Below are 24,862 nucleotides of genomic sequence, written 5' to 3'. Positions count from 1 at the left end.
GATTCGGAACGATCAGCGCAGGCTGAGCATCAGTCCGGCCAGCGCCGCGCTCATCAGATTGGCCAGGCTGCCCGCGACCAGCGCCTTGACCCCCAGCCGGGCGATCACCGGGCGCTGGCTCGGCGCCAGATTGCCCGTGACGGCCATCTGGATCGCTATCGAGCTGAAATTGGCGAAGCCGCAAAGCGCGAATGTGACGATGGCGACGGTCGCGGGCGACAGCGCACCCTGCACCTGCCCCAGGTTGATATAGGCGACGAACTCGTTGAGCACGACCTTGGTGCCGAACAGGCCACCCGCCACCTGCGCCTCCGTCCAGGGAATGTTGAGCAGATACATGACCGGTGAAAAGACATAGCCCAATAGCTGCTGGAAGCTGAGGCCGGGATAGCCGAGCCAGCCGCCGATGCCGCCCAATATGCCGTTTGCCAGTGCGACCAGCGCAACGAAGGCCAGCAGCATGGCGCCGACCGCCACGGCCAGCTTCACGCCCGTCTGCGCGCCCTGCGCGGCCGCCATGATCAGGTTGGCCGGCTTCTCCTCATCATGGGCGGCGGACGGCATCGGATCGCGCGACATTTCCTCCGGCGCCAGCACAGCGGGGCCGGTGCCGCCGATCCGGTTTTCAGGAAGGACGATGTCGGGATGATCGCCCAGCGGAAGTTCGGGTTCACGGTCCGCTTCGTCCGGCATCATGATCTTCGCCATCAGCAGGCCGCCGGGCGCTGACATGAAACTCGCCGCCAGCAGATAATCGATCTTGATGCCCATGGCGGCATAGGCGGCCAATATGGTTCCCGCGACCCCCGCCATGCCGCTGGTCATCACCGCGAAAAGCTGCGGCGGCGTCAGTCCCGCCAGATAGGGGCGGATGACGAGGGGGCTTTCGCTTTGCCCGACGAAGATGTTGGCGGCGGCGCAGAGACTTTCGACCTTCGAAACGCCCGTCACCTTCTCGATCGCGCCGCCGACCCAGCGCACGATCTGCTGCATGATGCCCAGATGGTAGAGGATCGAAACCAGGCTGGCGAAGAAGATGATCACCGGCAAGGCGGCAATGGCAAAGCTCGCGCCGCCAATCTCCGGCTTGGCGAGCGGGCCGAAGATGAAATCCGTTCCAGCCTGCGCATAGCCGAGCAGGTTCGCCACGCCACGCGATATGCCGGCGATGGCGGCGCGTCCGGCGGGGACATAAAGCACCAGCAGGGCAATGCCCGCCTGCAACAGGAATGCCGCGCCGACGACGCGAAGCCGGATGGCGCGGCGGTCGGAAGAAAGGGCGACGGCAATGGCAAGGATCAGCGCGATACCGGCTAGGCCTGTGAGGAGGTGCATGAGGAGCTTTCGCGGGAAGAAAGAATTGCGCGACCATAAAGAGCGCGCAGCACGGAAGCCAGCAGCTTTGCGAAGGTGAAACAGGCGGTTGTGGAGGCGATATGCGGGCCTTGCTGGCAGCGGGACGATGGCCGGAGGCAAGGTCTCCCCAACCAACTGTATCCTCCGTGCCACGGCGGGCGAAAAAGCATCCTATTCCGCGATCCGGCACCATTTTTATCCTGTCCTACATCCCCCGGCCTGCCTATTCCCGCTCCGTCTTTGACATGTGGAAATCATTGCCCCGAACGCTACGCGCGGGCGCGCATGCGCGCGCATATGGTGTGAACTTCGGCGGAAAACGGCCCATTCCGGACCTTCCAAACGCAAAAAGGGCCGGCATCTCGCGATGCCAGCCCCTTTTTTCGTCCTTCCGCCAGATCAGGCGGCGGCTTTGGCCCGCGACATGCGCTTGCGCTCGTTCGGGTCGAGATAGCGCTTGCGCAGACGGATGTTCTTGGGCGTCACCTCGACCATTTCATCGTCGTCAATGTAAGCGATGGCCTGTTCCAGCGTCATCTTCCATGGCGGGGTCAGGCGGATGCTGTCGTCCTTGCCCGAAGCGCGGAAGTTCGTCAGCGCCTTCGACTTCATCGGGTTGACTTCCAGGTCTTCCGGCTTGGCGTTCTGGCCGATGATCATGCCTTCGTAGAGCGCTTCGCCCACGCCGACCATCAGGACGCCGCGCTCTTCCAGCGGGCCAAGGGCATAGGCCACCGCCTCACCCACGCCGTTGGAGATCAGCACGCCATTCTTGCGGCCTTCGATATTGCCCTTGTGCGGGCCATATTTCTCGAACAGCCGGTTCATGATGCCGGTGCCGCGCGTGTCGGACAGGAATTCGCCGTGATAGCCGATCAGGCCGCGCGAGGGTGCGGAGAAGGTGATGCGGGTCTTGCCGCCGCCCGACGGGCGCATGTCGGTCATTTCCGCCTTGCGCTGGTTCATCTTGTCGACGACCGTGCTGGAGAACTCATCGTCCACGTCGATCACGACAGTCTCATAGGGCTCGGTCCGGTTGCCGTTCTCGTCCTCGCCGAACAGCACGCGGGGACGCGAAATGCCGAGTTCGAAGCCTTCGCGGCGCATCGTCTCGATCAGCACGCCAAGCTGAAGTTCACCGCGACCGGCGACTTCGAAACTGTCCTTGTCCGCCGATTCCGTCACCTTGATCGCGACATTGGATTCGGCTTCGCGCATCAGGCGGTCGCGGATCATGCGGCTGGTCACCTTGCTGCCTTCGCGGCCCGCCATGGGCGAATCATTGACGGCAAAGCGCATCGACAGGGTCGGCGGGTCGATCGGCTGGGCCCGGATCGCGCTGGTGACCGACGGATCGGCGATGGTGTTGGCGACGGTCGCGACCGTCAGGCCGGCCAGCGAGATGATGTCCCCCGCCCTGGCTTCTTCCACCGGCACGCGTTCCAGGCCACGGAAGGACAGGATCTTCGACGCACGGCCGGTTTCCAGCACATTGCCGTCCGCATCAATGGCATGGATCGCCTGATTGACCTTCAGCGTGCCCGAATTGACGCGGCCCGTGAGGACACGACCCAGGAAATTGTCGCGGTCAAGCAACGTCACCAGGAAGCTGAACGGCGCGTCCACGTCCAGCGCCGGCGGCGGCACATGGTCGACGATCTTCTGGAACAACGGCTCCAGCGTGCCCGAACGCAGCGACGGGTCTTCATTGGCATAGCCGTTGCGGCCCGAAGCGTAGAGCACCGGGAAGTCGAGCTGCTCGTCAGTGGCATCCAGCGTCACGAACAGGTCGAACACCTCGTCCAGCACTTCCTGGATACGCTCGTCGGGACGGTCGACCTTGTTGACGACGACGATGGGCTTCAGGCCCAGCGCCAGCGCCTTGCCAGTCACGAACTTGGTTTGCGGCATCGCGCCTTCCGACGAATCGACCAGCAGGATCACGCCGTCGACCATGGACAGGATGCGCTCCACCTCACCGCCGAAATCGGCGTGGCCGGGCGTGTCGACGATGTTGATGCGGGTGCCGTTCCATTCGACCGAGGTGGGCTTCGCCAGGATGGTGATGCCGCGTTCCTTTTCCAGGTCGTTCGAATCCATCGCCCGTTCCTCGACGCGCTGGTTGTCGCGAAAGGTGCCGGACTGGCGGAAAAGCTGGTCGACGAGCGTGGTCTTGCCATGGTCGACGTGCGCGATGATCGCGATATTACGCAGGGACATGCAACTGCCTTCGGGATTTAAGGTTTCCCGGCCGGCACCGCGCCTGCTCAGGACTATCGGGCGCGCCCCTACAGGAAATGACGCGCTGCGGCAAGTTCTGCGCGACGACGGACGCCGCCTTTAATGGTCGGACGCGGCGAAGGCCCCTATTCCGGTTTCCGCCCGCACCCGCTGCGCCGTATAGCCCGCCCTGTCCACCGCAGCGCGCGGCGATCGGTCAAGCAGAGAGATCAGCCAGATCGAGAGGAAACCCGCCGGAACGGAAAAGATCGCCGCCGAACTATAGGGAAAAGGCGCGGGTCCCAGACCGAAGGTGGTCGTCCAGACCGTGGGTGACAGCAGGGTCAGGACAAAGGCCGTCAACAGGCCGATGGTCCCGCCCCATGCCGCGCCACGGGTGGTGCAGCCGCTCCAGAGCAGCGAGAGGATCAGCACGGGAAAATTGCCCGACGCCGCCAACGCGAAGGCAAGGCTGACCATGAAGGCCACGTTCTGCTTCTCGAACACCAGTCCCAGCAGCACTGCCAGCGCACCCAGCGCCAGCGTGGTCAACCGCGACACGCGCAGTTCGTCCGCCGAACTCGCCCGACCATTTTTGAAGACCGTAGCGTAGAGATCATGGCTGACCGCGGATGCCGCCGAAAGCGTCAGCCCAGCCACCACGGCAAGGATGGTCGCGAACGCCACCGCCGAAATGAAGCCCAGGAAGGCATTGCCGCCAATCGCATGCGCCAGATGGATCGCCGCCATATTGCCGCCGCCGCGGAGCGCGCCTTCTCCGTCCAGATAATTGCCGTCCGTCCCCACCAGCACGATCGCGCCGAAACCGATGATGAAGGTCAGGATGTAGAAATAGCCGATCCATCCGGTCGCCCAGAGCACCGACTTGCGCGCTTCCTTCGCATCCGGAACGGTAAAGAAACGCATCAGGATATGCGGCAGCCCTGCCGTCCCCAGCATCAGTGCAAGGCCGAAGGAAATGGCCGAAACGGGATCCTTGATGAAATTGCCCGGACCCATGATCGACCGGCCCCGCTCCGCCGCTTCAGCCATGGCGGCCCCGCTGGAAAGCGCGGCCTCAGTCTTCACTTCCACCGCGCGGGCAAACAGCGCTTCAAGGCTGAAGCCCATCTGCGCCAGCACCATCAGCGCCATGAAGCTGGCGCCACCTAGCAGCAGCACTGCCTTGATGATCTGCACCCAGGTCGTCGCGCGCATGCCGCCGAAGAGGACATAGAGCATCATCAGCGCGCCGACGATCACCACCGCCACGGCATAGGGCAAGCCGAACAATAATTTGATGAGCTGCCCCGCCCCCACCATCTGCGCGATCAGGTAGAAGCTGACGACCAGCAAGGTACTGACCGCCGCGAAACTGCGCACCGGTGGCTGGGCGAAGCGGTAGGAAGCGACATCGGCAAAGGTGTAGCGCCCTAGATTGCGCAACCTCTCCGCCATCAGGAACAGCAGGATAGGCCAGCCGACCAGAAAGCCGGTGGAGTAGATGAGCCCATCATAGCCGTCGTTGAAGATCTGCGCCGAAATGCCGAGGAAGGAGGCCGCCGACATATAATCGCCCGCCATGGCGAGGCCGTTCTGGAAACCGCTGATCCCGCCGCCCGCCGTGTAGAAGTCGGACGCGGTACGGGTCCGCGCCGCCGCTGCCTTGGTGATCCAGAGCGTCAGGCCCACAAAGGCGACGAACATGAGGATGGCGACCAGGTTCAACGGCTGGCGCTGCGCCTCCCCCTCCAGCGCGGCGGCGAAGGCAGGGATGGGAAACAGGAGCGCCAGGGCAGTAACAAACCCCTTCATGCATCATACTCCTGCGAGGGAACATGATCCGAAAGGATCGCAGCCATCCGCGCGTCATGATGGCGATTGGCATGGGCGACATAGACGCCCGTGAGCGCGATCGCCAACAGGATGAGGCCGAGACCCACGGGAATGCCGATGGAGGTGACGCCCGTCCCGATCGGCGCGCCAAGCAGCGCCTTGTCGAACGCGATCAGCAGCAGATAACCTGCAAAGGCCGTGAAGATGATGATGGAGAGCAGCCATCCAAGCCGCGCGCGCGCCGCCACCAGTGCATGATAGCGGGGGTCAGCGACAACCGCCGCCACCCATGCTTCTTCCCGGCCTTTCATCTGATCCCCCTGCTCATCTTGTCCGAGTTATCCTAACCAGACCTCAGACGATTGCAATGGCAACCAGGGCGCCCTTATAACGCTGTGGCAGACTTGCGGCCCCACTGTTTTATGCACATATGACAGCGGACCCGCCACGCGCTTCTGGGAGATAACATGGCTTCGACCGCGCCAACCGCTGCCGCAACGACTTCCGGCGACATGCTGAACCTGACCCCGCCCGATCCGGTGCCGCCCGTCGCGCCGGAAAAGGCGGCCGGCCTGGTACCGCTGGACGAGGACAAAAAGTCAAAGCTCGACGAGAAGGTCGATGCCTTCATCGACGATCTCGTCGCGCAGGACGCCAATTCGCCGGAATTCGGCCAGCGGGTCGACCAGCTCACCAATATGGGGCGCAAGGAAATCGCCGAGGCCGCAGGGCATTCCAACCGATTCCTGGACCGGCCGGTGCGCGCCATGGACAGCGACAGCAAGGTCGGCGCGGACCTGGCCGAACTGCGCCGCACTGTGGAAGATCTCGATCCCGGCAAGCGCGGCAGCTTGACCGCACCAAAAAAGCTGTTCGGCCTGATCCCCTTCGGCAATCGGATGCGCGACTATTTCGACAGCTACAAGAGTGCGCAGAGCCACATCAATTCGATCCTCGGGTCGCTCGCCAGCGGCAAGGACGTGCTGATCAAGGACAATGCCGCGATCGATGTCGAGCGGCAGAATATGTGGGCGACGATGGGTCGCCTGGAACAGATGATCCATATCAGCAAGGCGCTGGACGCCCGGCTGGAGGCCAAGGCGCTGGAACTGGATTCGATCGATCCCACCAAGGCCAAGGCGATCCGCGAAAGCGCGCTTTTCTATATCCGCCAGCGCACGCAGGACTTGCTGACGCAGATGGCGGTGACGGTGCAGGGTTATCTGGCGCTGGACCTCGTCAAGAAGAACAATGTCGAACTGGTGAAAGGTGTCGATCGCGCCAGCACGACGACCGTCGCGGCGCTGCGTACCGCCGTTACCGTGGCGCAGGCGCTGGTCGGGCAACGCCTGGTGCTGGAGCAGATCACCGCACTCAACACGACGACCGCGAACATGATCGATTCGACGGGCGAGATGCTGAAGAACCAGACAGCGCAGATTCACGAGCAGGCGGCGTCCAGCACCATTCCGATCGAGACGCTGCAGCGCGCCTTCCAGAATATCTACGATACGATGGACAATATCGACACGTTCAAGCTGAAGGCGCTGGAGAATATGAAGACGACGGTGACCACGCTGTCGAACGAGGTCGAGAAGTCGAAGGGCTATATCGCGCGTGCCGAGGGGCAGGCGCAGGCCGCAAACCAGGCCCGCGCCGATAATCCGCTGCTGAGTTCGATCGAGGCCTGAGGAAATGAGTCGTTCCGACCGCGTGCTGGCCGACGCGGAGGCCGTTCTCCGCCGCCACAGCGAGCGCGGACAGAGCCTGTCGGCGCGCGCCCGGCACCGCCGCAATGCCGCGCTGATGCGGAAGGTCAAATTTGCCTTTTGGGCGATCGTCGCTGTTCTGGTCGCCAGCGCGGTGGCGGGCTTCATCACCCCGCTCGGCACGACCGGGGTGATGATCGCGCTGGGCGTCATGATGGCGGCGGTGCTGCTGATTGCCATTGCCCCCGGCGAGAAAAAAGTGCGCGCCGAGGCGTTGGCGGATACCGCCCTCACGGCTTTGCCCCTGCAAACCGAAATCTGGCTGGAAAACCAGCGCAAGGCCCTGCCCGCACCGGCCGTTACCCTGGTCGACAGCATCGGCGTCAAGCTGGAAACCCTGGCGCCGCAACTCGAACGGCTGGGCGAACAGGATCCGGCGGCCCAGGAAATCCGGAAATTGCTGACCGATCACCTGCCCGAACTCGTCACCGGCTACCAGTCCATTCCCGAACCGCTGCGGCGGGAAGAGCGCAACGGCCGCATTCCCGAACGGCAGTTGATCGATGGATTGGGGGTGATCGATGCCGAAATTGCGCGGATGAGCGAGAATCTGGCCAGCGGCGACCTTGACAAGCTGGCGGTGCAGAACCGCTTCCTGGAACTCAAATATCAGGAAGCGAAGGAACTTGGGCAGGACTGACGTCTTCCTACGGTGATGATCCATTTGACGCTGATCATCGTTGATTTCCTGACCGGTCTGCTGGCGGCCGGAGCCTGGGCTCTGGCGAGTGCGGGCGGGGCGATCGCGGCGCTTGTCGGCGGCGGCCTGCTGGGCGCGTCGCTGTTCCGGAAATGGCGGCAAAAGGGTTGAGGGCGTAAAAGGGGTCAGGCGCCTTCGATCAGCACGGCCATGGCCGGTTCGGTCAGGGGCTGGCTGAACCGGATGCCGAAACGCTTGCCGACGACCCACATGACACGGCCGCTCGCCTGCACTCCCGCGGCCTCGACCATGATATAGGCGCCGGCCGACGGCGGCGTTTCGCAATGCGCAAGCGCGCCCGAGGAGGAAAGGTCGAGAAAATGCGCCCGCGTCTGCGTATCGCCGAGATGCAGGGCGACGGGGCTGAACATCTTGTGGCGCGGATCAAGCCGCCGCTGTCCTGCGGTGCGATTGGGATCAATCATGCCCTGCCTTGTCCCCAAGGCATCCGATCGTCAAGCGCGTGAAGAATCGCCATCCGTCCATCATCCGTGATACGCATGGAAAGCCTCGCGGCATCAGGGAGCTCAGGGTCGGAGGGCGCAAGGGACGATGGAGGAGGGTTCCGGCCGGGCGGTAACCCGCTTGAACCGCGCAAAATAGCCGCCGGCCGTGGGTTTCGGCACCAGTTCCTCCAAACGGAAACCCATGGCCGCCAGTTCGCAGGACAGGAGGCGCGGCGGCGTGCCATGCCGGTCGGTCGGTCGGTTGGCGTCGACCACGATCAGTTCGCCGTCCGGCTTGAGCGCGGGACTGAGATTCCAGAGAAAGGCGTAGGGTTCCGCGATTTCATGGTACATGTGGACCATGAGGATGCGGTCGAAGCTGTTTGCAGGCAGTTTCGGATCTTCCGGTGCGCCCAGGCGGACGCTGACGTTGCGCCAGTTCTCACGGGTGATGCGGCGGGACAGGGCCTCGATCACTTCGGGCATGATATCCTCCGCCAGGACGCGGCCGCCATCCCCCACCCGCTTGGCGAGCCGCACGGTATAATAGCCCTCGCCTGCACCGATATCCGCCACTGTCATGCCGGGATGGATGCCGGCGCGGTTCATGATGTCTTCCGCTTCGTTCACCCGGTCGCGCGCTTCCTCGCTCGACCAGCGGGTGGACACGATCGGCGCGACCGGACGGTCGGCGCGGGGAAAGGCGCGCGCGCCCGGCGCGCGGTCGCCATTGCGGTCCGACGAAAACGGGCCGCAGCCCGCCAGCAGGAGCAAGCAGCCCGCCAGCGCCGGGGCCTTCATCAGTCGACATCCTCCACATCCACCTTCTCGCCCGTCACCTTCTGCGACAGGGCGGCCGCCATGAAGGGATCGAGAGCGCCGTCGAGCACGTCGTCGGGCGAGGTCGATGTGACGCCCGTGCGCAGATCCTTCACGAGCTGATAGGGTTGAAGCACATAGGAACGGATCTGGTGGCCCCAGCCGATCTCGGTCTTGGCCTGATATTCGCCCGAAGCGGCTTCCTCGCGCCGGCGCAGTTCCGCCTCGTAGAGGCGCGCCTTCAGCATGTTCATCGCGGTCGCGCGGTTCTTGTGCTGCGAGCGGTCGTTCTGGGAGGCGACGATGATGCCCGAGGGAACGTGGGTGATGCGAACGGCGGAGTCGGTGGTGTTGACGTGCTGGCCGCCTGCGCCCGATGCGCGATAGGTATCGATCTTGAGGTCGCTTTCGTTGATCTCGATATCGATATTGTCGTCGATCACCGGATAGACCCAGACCGACGAGAAGCTGGTGTGGCGCCGCGCCGAACTGTCATAGGGGCTGATGCGGACGAGGCGATGCACGCCGCTCTCCGTCTTGGCGTAGCCATAGGCATTCTCGCCCTTGAACAGGAAGGTGGCGGACTTGATGCCCGCCTGGTCGCCGGCCTGATAGTCGACCAGTTCGACCTTGTAGCCGCGGCGCTCCGCCCAGCGACGGTACATGCGGCTGAGCATTTCCGCCCAGTCCTGGCTTTCCGTCCCGCCGGCGCCGGCGTGGATTTCGAGATAAGTGTCGCTGGCGTCGGCCTCCCCCGCGAGCAGTGCCCTGATCTTGTCCTCATCGGCACGGTCGGCCAGCGCCTTGAGCGAAGCGATGGCTTCGCTCACCATATCCTCGTCGCCCTCCGCCTCTGCCATTTCGATGAGTTCGGCGGTGTCGTTCTTCTCGCTCTCGATCGCGCGGGTCGCGCCGATCGCGGCCTCGAGCCGGGTGCGTTCGCGCATCACCTCCTGCGCGAGCTTCTGATTGTCCCACAGGGTCGGATCCTCGACCCGGGCGTTCAGCTCATCGAGGCGGCGAAGGGCGCGATCCCAGTCAAGGAAGCGGCGCAGCAGATCCAGCGCGGCGTCAATGCGGTCAATATATTGCTGCGCTTCGGCGCGCATGGGGCATCTCCAGAATGTCGGGCGCTTGGCTTCTAGACCGGCAAACGCATCAAATGCCTGCCCCTATCCGAGGGCGGCCGATTTGGGAAGATTCAATCCTTGCCGACCTGCACGGAAGGATTGGCGGGAAATGGCCGTTTTTCGTCGAAGTTCACAGTGTATGCGCGCGCGTGCCCGGGCGCGCGTGTGCCTGGGCGGGGTTTTCATCGGACGTTTCAAAGAGGGATGCGGGATAGAGCGGTGAAGGCGGAATAGGACAGGCTGAATGGCAGCCCGCTGGAGAAATAGGATGTTTTTTGTGGGACGCTGTTGCCGTTGGGCACCCTATTGCTCCGAGTCAGGGTCGGGAAAGGGGCACCGGGAACCCCTGTCTGCTCGCCATCCTGACCGCTATCAGTAAATCCCGCCCTGGTCCTGCAGGAAGTCGCTGTCGGTGCGCTGACGATGCTGGACCGTCGCTTCGATGCGGGCGGCGGCCTTGTCCTGGGCGGCGACCTCTTCCTTGCGGATCGATCGGCGGGGTTCGGATTCGGGCTTGAACGCTTCCCAGATCACGGCGGGCTTGGGCTCGTCGGTCGGCCAGACGCCGTAGACGCGCTTGCCCGAACGGCGGTCGATCGTGACCATGCGGATGCCGGCCGGCGCGATGAAAGGCGTCTTGGGCATGGTTTCCAGGACCGGCGTCATCGCCGCCTTCCAGATCGGTGCGGCGACGCGGCCACCCTGCGCCCAGCCGCCCAGGCTGCGCGGCTGGTCATAGCCGATATAGACGCCCGCCACGATGTCCGGCGATCCGCCGACGAACCACACATTGGTCGGGCCGTTGGTCGTGCCGGTCTTGCCGAACAGCGGGCGCTTGAGGTCGGCCAGCACGGTGGCGGTGCCGCGCTGGATCACGCCTTCGGTGATGTGGACGACCTGATAGGCGGTCATGGGGTTCATCACCTGGCGCCCCTCGAAACCGAAGCGCGGCATGGGCTTGCCATCCCAATTGGCCATGTTGCAGCCATCGCAGGCACGCCAGCGCAATGGCCAGATCACCTTGCCGCGACGGTCCTGCACATAATCCATCAGCTTGGGGCTGAGTTGCCGCCCCTGATTGGCCAGCATGGCATAGGCGTTCACCATGCGCTCCACCGTGGTTTCGCCCGCACCCAGGGCGAAGGAGAGATAGGGCTGGTAATCGCCGATCCCCATCGCCTTTATCGTACGCACGACGCGGTCCATGCCGGTCTGGCTGGCGGCGCGCACGGTCATCAGGTTGCGCGACTGTTCGACGCCCCAGCGCATCGTCTGCGGCCCGGCGCTGCCCCCAGAGAAGTTGCGGAAGCATTTCTGGCCGAGGCCCGCGCCCTGATAGACGCACAGCGGGCCATCGACGATGATCGAGGCCGGCGTCATCCCGTTGTCCAACGCGGCGGCATAGACGAAGGGCTTGATGGTCGATCCCGGCTGCCGCATGGCCTGGGTGGCGCGGTTATAGGAGGAGAGGCGGTTGTCGAAGCCCCCCTGCATGGCGCGGACGCGGCCCGAATGGGTTTCCTCCACCACCATGCCGCCGGAAACTTCCGGCACGTTGCGCAGCGCCCAGCCCGATCCGTTGCGCGCCACCACGATCAGGTCGCCCGGCGCCATCGCGGCAAAGGCTGGTCCGCCTGTCTTGCGATAGGGCAGTTGGGCGGCGTCGGCAGGCAGCGTGCCGGTCGAACCGTCCGAAAAGCCGATCTGCGCCGAGGAGGAATCGCGACTGACGATCACGGCGACGCGCCATCCCGCATAGTCGACGTCGATATAGCTCGCCGCCAGTTCCCGTTGCCAGCCGCGATCCATGTCGATCTTGGCGACCGGCCCGGACCAGCCCTTGCCCGCGTCGAAGCGCAGCAGGCCGTTGCGCAGCGCCGTCGTCGTCAGGTCCTGGATCTTCGGGTCATAGGGGCTGCGCACCCAGAGGCCCCCGGCATAGACGCTGTTGGGGCCATCCTCCGCCTTCTCCCCGAAAAGCTGGATCAGGCGGCGGCGCACCTCCTCCATATAATAGCCGCCGGCGCGCGCATCGAAGCTGGAGCCGTGCGCGGCCACGGTGCCGAGCGGCTGCGCCTGCGCCTCGTTCCGCTGCGCCGCCGTGATCCAGCCATTTTTGTACATTTCCCCCAGCGCCCAGTTGCGACGCTCCAGCGCGCGTTCGTGGCCGGTCGGGCTTTCCGGGCGGTAATTGGCCGGTCCCTTGGGCAGGATCGCCAGATAGGCCATTTCGTGCAGCTTGAGGTCGGCCACATCCTTGTTGAAATAGGCGCGGGCCGCAGCCTGCACGCCATAGGCGTTGCGGCCGAGGAATATCTGGTTGAGGTAGAGTTCCAATATCTGCTGCTTCGACAGCACGCCCTCCATGCGATAGGCGAGGATCATTTCCTTCACCTTGCGCGTGGGCGAATATTCGTCGCCGATCAGCAGGTTCTTGGCCACCTGCTGCGTGATGGTGGAGCCGCCGCGGGCGCGCTGCCCCGATCCGATCTTGGTCGCATAGTCGAAAACCGCGCCGATGAAGCCGGGGATGTCGACGCCATGATGCTCGAAAAAGGTCTTGTCCTCCGCCGACAGATAGGCGCGGATAAGGAGCGGAGGATAATCGCTGTACTGGAGCTGCACGCGCCGTTCGCGGGCATAGCTGTGGACCGGCTGGCCGTTGGTGTCGCGCACTATGGTCGGCAGGGGCGGCTCATATTCCAGCAGCGTCGCCGCATCGGGCAGGCCGCGCGCGAAGATGAGCCAGAACAGCGCATAAGCGAGCAGGAGACCGCCAAGGCCGATCGCGATCCAGCGGAACCAGCGCCTGTCCCAATGGGGCTGGAGGCGCTGCCGAAAACCGCTCAGGCCACGACGCAGGCGCTGAGCAAAGGATGATGCGGCGTGTTGGGGGCGTGCCTCTTCCATGATGGTCGGGCTGTAAGGTCAAAATCGGGGAAGCGCCAGAGTGGAATGCCGGTGGCGGGATATGTCGCGTCCGCCGCGCGCCTGGCTAACCGCCCCGGTCCCTGCTCGCCGCCAGCTTGCGCGCAAAATGCACTTCGATGGCGCGTGCCACGCCCCGGGCGATGTTCGCCTGCCCTTCCCTCGACGCCAGGAAAGCCGCATCGGCGCTGTTGGAGAGATAGCCGGTTTCGAACAGCACCGACGGCGTATCGGGCGCCTTCAGCACTATCAGCGAGGCAAAGCGGTGCGCATTGCCGCGGAACGGGACATAGGGCGCCGCTTCGCGCTGGAGCAGCCGGGCGAAGGCCACCGACATGTTCATCGATTCCCGCTGCGTCAGGTCGATGAGGATCGACGAGACATCGCCCGACTGGCCGCCCAGGTTGATGCCGTTCAACACATCCGCCTTGTTCTCGCGCGCGGCGAGGCGCGATGCCTCCCGGTCGGAGGCGGTTTCGGACAGGGTATAGACGGTTGCGCCCCGCGCCTTGTCGTTATCGGCCGAATCGGCGTGGATGGAAATGAACAGGTCCGCGTTGAGCTGGCGCGCGATGCCGTAGCGTTCCTGCAGCACCAGGAAACGGTCGTCGTCGCGGGTCAGCGCGACGCGGACCCTGCCCGACTTCACCAGTTCATCGCGGATCGCCTGCGCGATGGCCAGCGTCACATCTTTCTCGCGCTCGCCAGTCTCGCGGTTGACTGCGCCAGGATCATGGCCGCCATGACCGGCATCAATCACCACCAGCGGACGCGACGCGTCGCGCGGCCCCTCCACCGGCGGAAGCGAGACGCCACGGGCGACGGGAGGGATCGGAACGGTGATACTGTGGAGCCGCTTCGCCGGACGAGGCGCCATGTGCGCGGGCACGTCGAAGCGCAAGCCGGGCCGATCGCCATCAAGGCCATCAGCGGAAGCGGGCGCAGCCGAGAGGATCATGCTTGCGAGCGCAAGACTTTGAAGCATGCGCCGCTTGTGCACCGCGCGGCCCGGCGCCGTCCAGCGCAATTTTTACCTCGTCACTTCCCGTTCGCGACGCGGGCGGCATTGTGAGACGGGGCATTGCCGAACAGGCCGCTTAATCCAATCTTAACCATGATGGCGATAAACGGCAGGATGTATTGGGAGCAAAGTGCCGCTGGCGCGAAACAATATTTCCAGGGGCCGTTGCTCCCTGCGGTTTTGACTGCTACCCAATCATATTCCTTAGAAGGCGTGCCTTTATCGGGCGACCGTTCTTTTTTGGATATTCACGATGGCATCGGCAGGCGGATACGCCACTATCGATGCACGAACAGGTTGACGCTGCATGAGGCATGATTTCCAATCGACGCTGAACCCGATCCCGGGCGATGCGGCGTGGTTGGTGGTGTCCGGCACATGGTCCGGCCCTGCCCCGGCAGCAGACACGCAATTTTCCAAACCAAACCGGGCGATGCAGCAACTCGCGCCGCCCCCTTACTATCGCGCGGCAGCCCGGCCCAGTGCCGTCGGCCGCCAGCGCCGGAGAACAATGAATGACAATGCGTATGCTGATCGATGCGCGCCACCGGGAAGAAACCCGGGTCGCGGTCGTCAAAGGTAACCGGATCGAGGAGTTCGATTTCGAATCGGCCGAGCACAAGCAGCTCAAGGGCAATATCTACCTCGCCAAGGTCACGCGCGTAGAGCCGTCGCTGCAGGCGGCGTTCGTCGATTATGGCGGCAACCGCCACGGCTTCCTGGCCTTCAGTGAAATCCATCCCGACTATTATCAGATCCCCCGCGAGGACCGCGAAGCGCTGCTGCGCGAGGAGCGCGAGCATGCCGAGGAAGAGGCCGCGCTGCGTGCCGATTTCGACGATGACGACGATCATCCGGCCGCCGATGGGGGCTTGGAAGTGGTCGAGGCGACCCATCATCACGACGATGAGGAGCATGGCGAGGAAGCGCCCGAGAATGACAAGGGTGGCCGTGGCCGCCGCGGCAAGGGCGACGAAGCCGCCGACGAACTGCGCCGCAAGCGCATGGCGCTGCGCCGCCGCTACAAGATCCAGGACGTCATCAAGCGCCGCCAGGTGCTGCTGGTGCAGGTCGTCAAGGAGGAGCGCGGCAACAAGGGCGCGGCGCTGACCACCTATTTGTCGCTGGCGGGCCGTTACTGCGTGCTGATGCCGAACACGTCGCATGGCGGCGGGATTTCGCGCAAGATTTCGAACGCCGCCGACCGCAAGCGGTTGAAGTCGATCATCGCGGAGATGGCGCTGCCCTCGACCATGGGCTGCATCGTTCGCACCGCCGGCCTGCAGCGCACCAAGCCGGAGATCAAGCGCGACTTCGACTATCTCGCCCGGCTGTGGGACGAAATCCGCGAAAAGACGCTGAAGTCCGACGCGCCCGCGCTGATCCATAATGACAGCGACCTCATCAAGCGGGCGATCCGCGATATCTACAACAAGGATATCGAAGAGGTCATCGTCGAGGGCGAATATGGCTATAAGGCGGCCAAGGACTTCATGAAGCTGCTGATGCCCAGCCATGCGCGCCGGGTGAAGCAATATGCCGATGCCGTGTCGCTGTTCCAGCGCGCCAGCGTCGAGGATCAGCTCGCGGCGATGTACAATCCCGTCGTTCAGCTCAAGTCCGGCGGCTATCTGGTCATCAACCCGACCGAGGCACTGGTGTCGATCGACATCAACTCCGGCCGTTCGACCCGCGAGCATGGCATCGAGCAGACCGCCGTCGCCACCAATCTGGAAGCCGCCCGCGAGATCGCGCGTCAGCTCCGCCTGCGCGACATGGCGGGTCTGGTCGTCATCGACTTCATCGACATGGAGATGAACTCCAACATCCGCAAGGTCGAGAAGGCGATGAAGGAGGCGCTGAAGGACGATCGCGCCCGCATCCAGGTCGGCCGTATTTCCGGTTTCGGCCTCATGGAAATGAGCCGCCAGCGGCTGCGCACCGGCGTCCTTGAAGCCTCCACGCGCCAGTGCCCGCATTGCGAGGGCACGGGGCTGGTCCGCACCGCTTCGTCGGCGGGCCTCAGCGCGCTGCGCATGCTGGAAGAGGAGGCGGCGCGTGGTCGCGGCAACCTGATCACGCTGCGCGCGAGCCAGGAAGCGGCCTTCTACGTCCTCAACAACAAGCGCCACGAGCTGGACGAGATCGAGCAGCGCTATGGCGTGCGCATCGCCATCCTGCCCGATGGCGAGGTAGAGGGCGCGCGCATGTCGGTCGAGGCCAGCGGGCCGCGTCCGGAGCGGGTGGTCGACTATACGCCGATCGTGGAGGAGGATGACGATCTCGACGTCGTCGAGGAACTGGACGAGGAAGAGATCGAAGAGGTCGAAGCCGCGCAGGAGGAACGCGCCGAGCGGGGCGAGGACCGTGAAGGCGGCCGACGCCGCCGTCGCCGCCGTCGTCGGCGCGGTGGGCAGCGCGACGAAAATCGCGCCGAATCCGAAATCCAGGGCGAGGCCGGTGAAGAGGCCGACGACGCCGAAGAGGAAGGCGAGACCGAAGGGGAGGCCGAGACTGTTTCGGCTGACGCCGCCGCCGAAGCGGAGGGCGAGGGCCGTCGCCGCGGCCGTCGCGGTCGCCGGGGTGGACGCCGTCGTCGCGAGGCCGGTGAGGACGCCGTGAGCGAAGGCTCTGTTGCCGGCGAGGAAGCGGTCGAAGCCGTCGAAGCCGAAATCGCCCAGGAGCCTGTGGCGGAAGCCGCGCCAGAGGCGGCTGCCGAGGAAGAGGCGCCCAAGACCCGGCGTCGCCCCCGTGCCCGCAAGGCGAAGGAAAGCGCCGCCCCCGCCGCCGAGGCGGTCGAAGCCGCTGCGGAAACGCCCGTCGAGGCGGCACCGGAAGCACCCGTTGCTGAAGAGGCGCCGGCCAAGCCCAAGCGGACCCGTCGCAAGAAGGCTGAGCCGGTAGCGGAGGAAGCCGCAGCCGCTGAAGCTGCGCCGGAAGCGCCGGCCGCCGACGCGGCTCCGGCCAAGCCCAAGCGCACGCGGCGGAAGAAGGCCGATCCGGTGGTCGAGGAAGTCGCTGCCGCTGAGGCCGCGCCGTCGGCCGACACGCCCGCCGAGGCTGCTTCGCCCGAAACCGGCGATACGGTCACCATGGACGGAGAAGCGGACGCGACGGGCGAGGGCGACGAGGGCGGCCCGCGCCGCGGCTGGTGGCAGCGCACCTTCGGCCAATAAGCCGGCACAGGATGAAAGACGCCGCTGTCTTGCCGCCCCAGGGCGGCCGGACGGCGGCGTTTTTCTTTTCGGTTGAGGATTAAACGGTGCCGAGAGAGAGCTTGTGGCCATTCTCCACCCCAAAGCCGCTATTGGACCTGCCGCTTAATAGGCTACATAATCGTTTTCAGCACCCGTTCAGCCCGTTCAAGGCATTGACCCTCAGCGATGGAGCTCCCTTTCCCTGCCCTGCCCCGCCCAAAAATGCCCAGCCGTCATGGCATGACCATGCGCTGGCTTCGTTTCGCGGCCATTGCAGCCGCATCGATTGCCCTGTTGTCGCGTCCGGCCGCGGCGCAGCAGATCCTGCGCGACGCGGAGACCGAGGCCTTCATGGCGGACATGTCCGCGCCGCTGGTGCAGGCGGCGGGCATGGAGCCGCGCAACGTCCAGGTGCTGGTCATCAACGATCCCAATATCAACGCGTTCGTTGCGGGCGGCCAATATGTCTGGGTGCATAGCGGGCTGATCGCCGCCGCCGACAATGTGAACCAGGTGCAGGGCGTGGTCGCGCATGAACTCGGCCATATCGAGGGCGGCCATGTCATCCGTTATGGCGAGGGGATGAAGGAGGCCACCGGCATCACCCTGCTGAGCCTGGTCCTGGGTGCGGCGGCGATCGCGGCGGGCGGCGCGGAAGCGGGCATGGGTATCCTTGGCCTGGGGCAGCAGGCGGCGATGGGCAAGTTCCTGGCCTTTTCGCGGGCGCAGGAGAGCTCCGCAGACCTTGCCGGCGCGCGCTATCTCAGCAAGGCCGGGATTTCGGGCAAGGGCAGCCTGGAATTTTTCAAGAAGCTGCAGAACCAGGAATATCGGCTCGCCATTCCGCAGGACGACAGCTATGGCCGCACCCACCCGCTTTCCGGCGAGCGCATCAATGTGCTGCGGGAAGTCTATACGGTCGATCCCGCCTGGGACAAGCCGGTGGACCCGAAGCTGGAGGCCCGGTTCGAACGGATCAAGGCAAAGCTGGTGGGCTTCGTTTCGGAACCCAACCAGACCCTGCTCAAATATCCCGAAAGCGACCAGTCGATCCCGGCCCATTATGCCCGCGCCTATGCCTGGCACAAGAGCGCCTATCCGGACAAGGCGCTCAGCGAGGTCGACGCCCTGCTGGCCGCCGCGCCGCATGATCCCTATTTCCTGGAGCTTAAAGGGCAGGTGCTGCTGGAAAGCGGCAAGCCCGCCGACGCCATCCCGCCCCTGCGCGAGGCGGTGCGGCTGACCAACCAGCCGCTGATCGCCACGTTGCTGGGCCATGCGCTGATCGCTACGGAGAATGACGCCAATTTCGCGGAGGCGGAAACGGTGCTGCGCAACGCGATTGCGCGCGATCGCGAAAACCCCTTCGCCTGGTACCAGTTGGGCGTGGTCTATGAACATCGCGGCGACTTGCCGCGCGCCGCGCTGGCTACGGCGGAGCGCTATTCGATGATAGGCAATGACCAGATGGCGCTGCGCAGCGCCGATGCCGCGATGCAGGGATTGAAGCCGGGCACGGTTGACTATCTGCGGGCGCAGGATATCGCCATGGTTTCCCGCGCAGCCGTCGAACAGAAGCGAAAGAAACGATGACAGACCAGAGCCGGCCCAGCTTTCGCGCGGCGCTTTCCAACAGGACCTTCATGATGACCCTTGGCGTTTTCGCCTTCATCGCCGCCACCGCGACGGGCGCGGCGCTCGGCACCCAGAGCACGGGCCGCGTCGACGCCGGTGACAAGGCCGCGATCGAGCAGATCGTGCATGACTATATCATGGAACATCCCGAGATCATTCCGCAGGCGGTCGAGAAGCTGCAGGCGAAGCGGATGTCGGGCATGATCGACGCCAGCCGCAAGACGATCGAAACCCCCTATGCCGGCGCGTGGGAGGGTGCCGCCGATGGCGATGTGACCGTGGTCGAGTTTTTCGACTATGCCTGCGGTTACTGCCGGGCGTCGCTGCCCGATCTCGCCAGGCTGGTGGGCGAGGACAAGAGGGTGAAGATCGTCTATCGCGAACTGCCGATCCTGTCCGACGAGAGCATCGACGCGGCGAAGGTGTCGCTGCTGGCGGCAGAGAAGAACCAGTATATGCCCTTCCATCGCGCGCTCTATGCCGCGGGCAAGGTGACGCGCGAGACGATCATGGCGGCCGCGGCAAAGGTCGGGATCGACGCGAAGGCGGCGCAGGGGGCGATAACGGGGGGCCGATATGATGCGGAGATCCAGTCCAATATCGGACTTGCGCAGAAGCTGCAGGCGAGCGGCACGCCCACTTTCGTGATCGGGGGCCAGGTGCTGAACGGCGCCGTGGGCTATGATGCGCTGAAGGCTGCGGTGACAACTGCGCGGGAGAAATAGTCGCTGGATTTCGGCTGGATTCGGGAATGCGCCGGATCAGCCGATTCTCCTGCTCCATGCAAAGCGAAAAGAGCGCTGCCTCTCTCCTCCGCCATTGACTCGCCGGTCCCTTTTGCCTATCGGACGCCCCCTGACATGCGGCCGCCCACCAGCGGCCCTTTTTTGTCACGCCCGATTCTTTTAGTTTTTGAGGAATGAACGATGAAGCGCACCTATCAGCCGAGCAATCTGGTTCGGAAGCGCCGTCACGGTTTCCGCGCTCGCATGGCGACCCCCGGCGGCCGCAACGTGCTGCGCGCTCGTCGTGCCCGCGGCCGCAAGAGCCTGAGCGCCTGAACGACGCGCCGCTTGATCGCGCGCCTGCCGTCATGGGCAAGCGCGCCGATTTTCTGGCGGCGAATCGCGGACGGCGTGCGCCCATGCCGGGCTTTGTCCTGCTGGTGCGCGAACGTGGCGACGGCGATCCGGCGATGCGCTACGGCATCACGGTCACGAAAAAGATTGGCGGCGCTGTCATCCGCAACCGGATGAAGCGCCGCTTTCGCGTTCTGGCGCGCGAACTGCTGCCAGCGTTTGGCATGGCCGGGGCGGATCATGTGCTGATCGGGCGCGCCGAAGGTATTGAGCGCGACTTCGCCCTGCTTCGGCAGGAGCTGGAAAAGGCGCTGGGCAAGGTGATGTCGCGGCCGGTGGGTGAGGCGCATCGTCCCTCCCGCCGGAAAACTCCACGGCCCGCTCCCGGAAGCGACGGGGCACCGAAGCAAGAACATCGACGGGAAAAGCCGTGATCGGGGGCCTTCTCATCCTGGTCGCGCGCTTCTGGCAATGGGGTCCGTCGCGCATCTTGCCGCCTTCCTGCCGCTATGCGCCCTCCTGTTCCGAATATGCGATTCAGGCGATCGGCAAATATGGTGCGGTGAAGGGTAGCTGGCTGGCCACGAAGCGGCTAATGCGATGCCACCCATGGGGCGGTTCGGGATACGATCCCGTCCCCTGACAGTGAATTTTTGAGACACGGCGGAGCCGACAAGCGTGGACGACAAGAAGAATATCATCCTGGCGGTGCTGCTGACCGCGGCGATCCTGTTCGGCTGGCCCTATGTCGCCAAACATTTCTTCCCTGCCGCCAATCCGCCGGCCACCAGGATAGAGGGCGGCAAGACCACGCCGCTCACCCCGTCCGGCACGGCCCCCGCAGCAGAGGGCGCCGCGGCGGTCCGTGATCTGGCCCTGGTGCTGAAGGACAGTCCGCGCGTGACCATCCGCACGCCCAAGATCACCGGATCGATCAACCTCAAAGGCGCACGCATCGATGATATCGTGCTGCCGACCTACAAGGAAACGATCGCGAAGGATTCGCCCGCGATCCGCCTCTACAGCCCCAGCGGCACCAAGGACGCCTATTTTGCGGGCTTTGGCTGGCAGGGCGAAGGGGTGAAGACGCCGGACGGCAGTACGGTGTGGACCACGACGGCCAAGGAACTGACGCCGACCAGCCCCGTCACGCTGACGTGGAGCAACGGCGTCGGGCAGACCTTCGAAATCCGCTACTCCATCGACGAAAATTACATGATCACCGCGCAGCAGAAGGTGTCGAACAGCGGCGCCGGGGCGGTGGGGGTCAAAAGCTATGGCTATGTCAGCCGGGCGCATCCTTCGGCCGATCCCGACACCTGGACGATCCATGTCGGGCCGATGGGCGTCTTCAACGGCGCGGCCAATTATGATGTGAATTACAAGGATCTGGCCAAGGGTCCGGCGGTGCAGAGCTTCCAGTCGACGGGCGGCTGGATCGGCTTTACCGACAAATATTGGCTTTCCGCCCTCGTGCCCGACCAGAAGGCCGCCTTCACGGGCCAGATGCGCAAGGGCGACGGCACGCAATATCAGACCGACGCCGCCCTGGCGCCCGTCATGGTCGCGCCGGGCAAGGCAATGACGCAGACCAACCGGCTGTTCGTCGGCGCCAAGGAAGTGAAGACGCTCCAGGCCTATGAACGGGCGGGCATTCCGCTGTTCGACCGGGCGATCGACTGGGGCTGGTTCTACTGGTTCGAACAGCCGATCTTCGCGCTGCTGCACTGGCTGTTCACGGTGATCGGCAATTTCGGCGTGGCGATCATCTGCCTGACATTCGTGGTGCGCGGCCTGATGTTCCCTGTCGCCCAGCGCCAGTTCGCCAGCATGGCAGCGATGCGCGCGGTGCAGCCGAAGATGAAGGCGCTGCAGGAGAAGTACAAGGACGACAAGCCCAAGCTGCAGCAGGAGATGATGGAGCTCTACAAGCGCGAGAAGGTGAACCCGCTCGCCGGCTGTCTGCCGATCTTCATCCAGATCCCGATCTTCTTCGCACTCTACAAGGTGTTGCAGCTCACCATCGAAATGCGCCACCAGCCCTTCGTGCTGTGGATCAAGGATCTTTCCGCGCCCGACCCGCTGCATATCGTCAACCTGTTCGGTCTGTTGCCCTTCACCCCGCCGGCCTTCCTGGGCATCGGTGTGCTGGCGCTGCTGCTCGGCATCAGCATGTATTTCCAGTTCAAGCTGAACCCGGCGCAGATGGACCCGATGCAACAGCAGGTGTTCGCGATCATGCCGTGGATGATGATGTTCATCATGGCGCCCTTCGCAGCGGGCCTGCTGGTCTACTGGATCACCAACAACTGCCTGTCGATGTTGCAGCAATGGTGGCTTTACAAGCGTCACCCGCAACTCAGCGCGGCGACCGCGAAATAAGGCCGGCGATTTGAGCGAACAGGAACAGTCTGAGTTGATCGAGGAAGCGCGCAAGGTCTTTGCAGGCCCCATCGCCTTCCTCAAATCCGCGCCGGACCTCAAATTCCTGCCCGACATGGCGGTGAATGAGGTGGCATTTGCGGGCCGGTCCAATGTCGGCAAGTCATCGCTGCTGAACGCGCTGACGAACCGCAACGGTCTTGCGCGCACGTCCAACACGCCGGGGCGGACGCAGGAGCTGAACTTCTTCGACGTCGGCAACCCGCTGCGCTTCCGGTTGGTCGACATGCCGGGCTATGGCTATGCCAAGGCGCCCAAGGACATGGTGCGCAAATGGCGTTTCCTGGTGAACGACTATCTGCGGGGTCGCGCGAAACTGAAACGGACGCTGGTGCTGATCGACAGCCGCCACGGGATCAAGGATGTCGACACCGATATCCTCGACATGCTGGACGCTGCGGCGGTCAGCTATCGCATCGTCCTGACCAAGGCCGACAAGGTGAAGGCCAGCCATCTGGCGGAAGTGAAGCAGGCCGTGTCCGAGGCGATCCGCAAACGGCCAGCCGCGCATCCGGACATCATCGCGACGTCGAGCGAAAAGGGCATGGGCTTGCCCGAATTGCGCGCGGCCGTGCTGGAAAGCGTGACGCAGGGGTAAGAACGGGCCCATGGTGAAGATCACCTGCCTCTGCGGCCAGATCAGCCTGACGATCGAGAAGCGTCCGGAGTTCATCAACGCCTGCAACTGCACGCTGTGCCGCAAGTCCGGTGCGCATTGGGCCTATCTTCACCCTGACGAGGTGCAGGTGGAGGGTGTCACGCACAGCTATTGCCGCGAGGACAAGGACGATCCGGCAGCGGAAATCCAGTTTTGCGGGCGATGCGGATCGACCACCCATTTCACCCTGTCCGCCAGCGCGGTTTCCCGGTTCGGCAACAGCATGATGGGCGTCAATATGCGCCTGGCCGACGAACGTGACATTGCCGGCATCGAACTGCGCTATCCAAACGGGCGGTCCTGGTCGGGGACGGGCGATTTCGGCTATGTGCGGGCACCACGGATCATTGGCCAGGACGCAGGTTCCGACTGATCCGAAGGGCTTCCGCGCTGAAGCCGCAACTCGTCAGAAAAGGCTGTACTGTCCGCTCCCCTTCAAAGTCCAGGTGGCAAGGGTTTCATGGTGGGTGCGCCCGACATGGCTGCATATCAGCATGAAGCGGTCGACATGCCAGCCAAAGCCCTCCACCCGACGCTGTTCCGGTGGACCGTCGCGGTAGAAGAGCGTCTGGTGCGGGCTGAAGCTCCAGCCGGGGCGCAGCATCACCCCTGCCCCCTTCATCCCTGCCGCGATCTGTTTCTGCAGCGCGTCGAGCAACGGGACATGACGGGATGGACGCAAGGCGCCGGACCGGCCGCCGATGCTGAGCCTGTCCAGGCGCAGGTCGAACGGCTCCGCCATCACGCCCGTCCCGGCGCGCATCAGCGCCTTGATCACGGCATAGGGATAATCGACATGATCGCAGGTGATCGCCAGCGTCACATGCTGATGATCCACGGCGACCCGCCGGGCTTCCCCAGCGATGCTTTCGGCGAAATGATCCGTCTGGCGGGCGATCAGCGCTGTCGGCTTCAGCGCGAAGAACAGGCGGAACAGGGTCTGGGTGGGGCGGCTTTCCATGCAATCTGCTCCATGCGACTCGGCGGCATATGTTCATGATATGTTCTTTTTATGCCGAAGGCGAATCCGCTGAAGCCGCGCCTGTCCGCGCCGCCGGATCATCACGCGCGCGGCATGCGGGTGGAGCGGCAGGCTGGCCTCCCGACAAGATGCCGGCCTCCGACAAGATGATTGTCTTTGAGGGCTGTGGCCCTACTGTGCGGATTTCCAACGAACAGGCAATCAGAGAGCGATGACCCGGCACATACCCTGGATAGTGATGGCGATGGTCGGCGCGGCGTCGCTGTCCGTGGTGGCGGTATCACGCGGTGAAGCGGTCAACGCCCTGTGGATCGTGGTGGCGGCCGCCTGCAGTTTCCTCGTCGCCTATCGCTATTATGCGCTGTACATCGCGCGGAACGTGATGCGGCTGGACCCGGCGCGGCCGACGCCCGCCATCCGCCGCGCCGACGGGCTCGACTATGTGGCGACCGACCGCACCGTGCTGTTCGGTCATCATTTCGCCGCCATCGCGGGCGCGGGGCCTCTGGTGGGACCCGTGCTGGCGGCACAGATGGGTTATCTGCCCGGCACGCTGTGGATCATCGCGGGCGTGGTGCTGGCGGGCGCGGTGCAGGACTTCATGGTCCTCTTCATCTCCATGCGCCGCGACGGGAAGTCGCTGG

23 protein-coding genes are annotated in these 24,862 nt (G+C 64.4%); 13 read left to right on the top strand and 10 right to left on the bottom strand.

Annotated elements, in window-relative coordinates:
* Window positions 1-12: 12 nt before the first annotated feature.
* From MRBLSP13_RS04960 to MRBLSP13_RS04945, 4 genes are all read right to left on the bottom strand, one after another.
* A complete protein-coding gene (locus MRBLSP13_RS04960) occupies window positions 13-1,335 on the bottom strand; it encodes a NupC/NupG family nucleoside CNT transporter (protein WP_363739343.1) in 1,323 nt (440 codons plus the stop codon).
* A 420-nt stretch (window positions 1,336-1,755) separates the two neighbouring features.
* Window positions 1,756-3,576 (bottom strand): translational GTPase TypA, encoded by a 1,821-nt coding sequence (gene typA / locus MRBLSP13_RS04955; protein WP_363739342.1) that lies wholly within the window; start codon window positions 3,574-3,576, stop codon window positions 1,756-1,758.
* Window positions 3,577-3,696: 120 nt separating this feature from the next.
* Complete coding sequence (locus MRBLSP13_RS04950) at window positions 3,697-5,391, bottom strand: cation acetate symporter (protein WP_363739340.1); 1,695 nt, start codon at window positions 5,389-5,391, stop codon at window positions 3,697-3,699.
* A complete protein-coding gene (locus MRBLSP13_RS04945; protein ID WP_363739338.1) occupies window positions 5,388-5,723 on the bottom strand; it encodes a DUF485 domain-containing protein in 336 nt (111 codons plus the stop codon). Before MRBLSP13_RS04945 ends, MRBLSP13_RS04950 begins: the two co-directional genes overlap by 4 nt.
* Before the next feature lie 156 nt (window positions 5,724-5,879).
* On the opposite strand from MRBLSP13_RS04945, the gene MRBLSP13_RS04940 reads away from it, so the two are divergent.
* The 3 genes from MRBLSP13_RS04940 to MRBLSP13_RS04930 are packed head-to-tail and all read left to right on the top strand — an operon-like array spanning window position 5,880 to window position 7,992.
* Window positions 5,880-7,103, top strand: coding sequence for a toxic anion resistance protein (locus MRBLSP13_RS04940; protein WP_363739336.1), 1,224 nt, complete (start codon window positions 5,880-5,882; stop codon window positions 7,101-7,103).
* A 4-nt stretch (window positions 7,104-7,107) separates the two neighbouring features.
* Window positions 7,108-7,821, top strand: a complete 714-nt coding sequence (locus MRBLSP13_RS04935) for a hypothetical protein (RefSeq protein WP_363739334.1) — start codon at window positions 7,108-7,110, stop codon at window positions 7,819-7,821.
* Between the two features lie 15 nt (window positions 7,822-7,836).
* Window positions 7,837-7,992: a hypothetical protein gene (locus MRBLSP13_RS04930; protein WP_165363307.1), complete on the top strand. Its 156-nt coding sequence runs from the start codon at window positions 7,837-7,839 to the stop codon at window positions 7,990-7,992.
* Between the two features lie 14 nt (window positions 7,993-8,006).
* On the opposite strand, the gene MRBLSP13_RS04925 is transcribed toward MRBLSP13_RS04930, so the two are convergent.
* From MRBLSP13_RS04925 to MRBLSP13_RS04905, 5 genes are all read right to left on the bottom strand, one after another.
* On the bottom strand, window positions 8,007-8,306 hold the full coding sequence (locus MRBLSP13_RS04925) for a PilZ domain-containing protein (protein WP_363753091.1): 300 nt from the start codon (window positions 8,304-8,306) through the stop codon (window positions 8,007-8,009).
* Between the two features lie 102 nt (window positions 8,307-8,408).
* Complete coding sequence (locus tag MRBLSP13_RS04920) at window positions 8,409-9,128, bottom strand: class I SAM-dependent methyltransferase (protein WP_363739330.1); 720 nt, start codon at window positions 9,126-9,128, stop codon at window positions 8,409-8,411.
* Complete coding sequence (gene prfB / locus MRBLSP13_RS04915; RefSeq protein ID WP_363739329.1) at window positions 9,128-10,255, bottom strand: peptide chain release factor 2; 1,128 nt, start codon at window positions 10,253-10,255, stop codon at window positions 9,128-9,130. Before prfB ends, MRBLSP13_RS04920 begins: the two co-directional genes overlap by 1 nt.
* Before the next feature lie 393 nt (window positions 10,256-10,648).
* Window positions 10,649-13,186, bottom strand: a complete 2,538-nt coding sequence (locus MRBLSP13_RS04910; RefSeq protein ID WP_363753088.1) for a penicillin-binding protein 1A — start codon at window positions 13,184-13,186, stop codon at window positions 10,649-10,651.
* 85 nt (window positions 13,187-13,271) lie between these two features.
* Window positions 13,272-14,231, bottom strand: a complete 960-nt coding sequence (locus tag MRBLSP13_RS04905) for an N-acetylmuramoyl-L-alanine amidase family protein (protein WP_414714696.1) — start codon at window positions 14,229-14,231, stop codon at window positions 13,272-13,274.
* 509 nt (window positions 14,232-14,740) lie between these two features.
* Between MRBLSP13_RS04905 and MRBLSP13_RS04900 the strand changes: the two genes are divergently transcribed.
* From MRBLSP13_RS04900 to MRBLSP13_RS04860, 9 genes are all read left to right on the top strand, one after another.
* A complete protein-coding gene (locus tag MRBLSP13_RS04900) occupies window positions 14,741-17,401 on the top strand; it encodes an Rne/Rng family ribonuclease (RefSeq protein ID WP_363753084.1) in 2,661 nt (886 codons plus the stop codon).
* A 261-nt stretch (window positions 17,402-17,662) separates the two neighbouring features.
* Complete coding sequence (locus tag MRBLSP13_RS04895) at window positions 17,663-19,015, top strand: M48 family metalloprotease (RefSeq protein WP_363753081.1); 1,353 nt, start codon at window positions 17,663-17,665, stop codon at window positions 19,013-19,015.
* Window positions 19,012-19,782, top strand: coding sequence for a DsbA family protein (locus MRBLSP13_RS04890; protein ID WP_363753078.1), 771 nt, complete (start codon window positions 19,012-19,014; stop codon window positions 19,780-19,782). Before MRBLSP13_RS04895 ends, MRBLSP13_RS04890 begins: the two co-directional genes overlap by 4 nt.
* 201 nt (window positions 19,783-19,983) lie before the next feature.
* Window positions 19,984-20,118 carry a 50S ribosomal protein L34 gene (rpmH, locus tag MRBLSP13_RS04885; RefSeq protein WP_007683189.1) on the top strand — a complete coding sequence of 45 codons (135 nt, stop codon included), beginning with the start codon at window positions 19,984-19,986 and terminating at the stop codon, window positions 20,116-20,118.
* Window positions 20,119-20,150: 32 nt separating this feature from the next.
* Entirely contained in the window at window positions 20,151-20,570 is a 420-nt protein-coding gene (gene rnpA / locus MRBLSP13_RS04880) for a ribonuclease P protein component (protein ID WP_414714695.1), read from the top strand.
* Window positions 20,567-20,779 (top strand): membrane protein insertion efficiency factor YidD, encoded by a 213-nt coding sequence (yidD, locus tag MRBLSP13_RS04875; RefSeq protein WP_133653450.1) that lies wholly within the window; start codon window positions 20,567-20,569, stop codon window positions 20,777-20,779. Before rnpA ends, yidD begins: the two co-directional genes overlap by 4 nt.
* 35 nt (window positions 20,780-20,814) lie before the next feature.
* Window positions 20,815-22,518 carry a membrane protein insertase YidC gene (gene yidC, locus MRBLSP13_RS04870; RefSeq protein ID WP_363753075.1) on the top strand — a complete coding sequence of 568 codons (1,704 nt, stop codon included), beginning with the start codon at window positions 20,815-20,817 and terminating at the stop codon, window positions 22,516-22,518.
* 10 nt (window positions 22,519-22,528) lie between these two features.
* Complete coding sequence (gene yihA / locus MRBLSP13_RS04865; protein WP_363753072.1) at window positions 22,529-23,176, top strand: ribosome biogenesis GTP-binding protein YihA/YsxC; 648 nt, start codon at window positions 22,529-22,531, stop codon at window positions 23,174-23,176.
* 10 nt (window positions 23,177-23,186) lie between these two features.
* On the top strand, window positions 23,187-23,609 hold the full coding sequence (locus MRBLSP13_RS04860) for a GFA family protein (protein ID WP_363753069.1): 423 nt from the start codon (window positions 23,187-23,189) through the stop codon (window positions 23,607-23,609).
* Between the two features lie 33 nt (window positions 23,610-23,642).
* Here MRBLSP13_RS04860 and MRBLSP13_RS04855 read toward each other — a convergent pair whose 3' ends face one another.
* Window positions 23,643-24,197, bottom strand: a complete 555-nt coding sequence (locus MRBLSP13_RS04855; RefSeq protein ID WP_363739308.1) for a 2'-5' RNA ligase family protein — start codon at window positions 24,195-24,197, stop codon at window positions 23,643-23,645.
* 232 nt (window positions 24,198-24,429) lie between these two features.
* Between MRBLSP13_RS04855 and MRBLSP13_RS04850 the strand changes: the two genes are divergently transcribed.
* Window positions 24,430-24,862 (top strand): carbon starvation CstA family protein (locus tag MRBLSP13_RS04850; RefSeq protein ID WP_363753066.1); only part of this gene is annotated, 433 nt, incomplete at its 3' end.

The organism is Sphingobium sp. LSP13-1-1.1 (genome assembly GCF_040676415.1).
In the GTDB taxonomy this organism is placed as follows: Bacteria; Pseudomonadota; Alphaproteobacteria; order Sphingomonadales; family Sphingomonadaceae; genus Sphingobium.
This window is presented reverse-complemented; position numbering and strand designations above follow the sequence as displayed.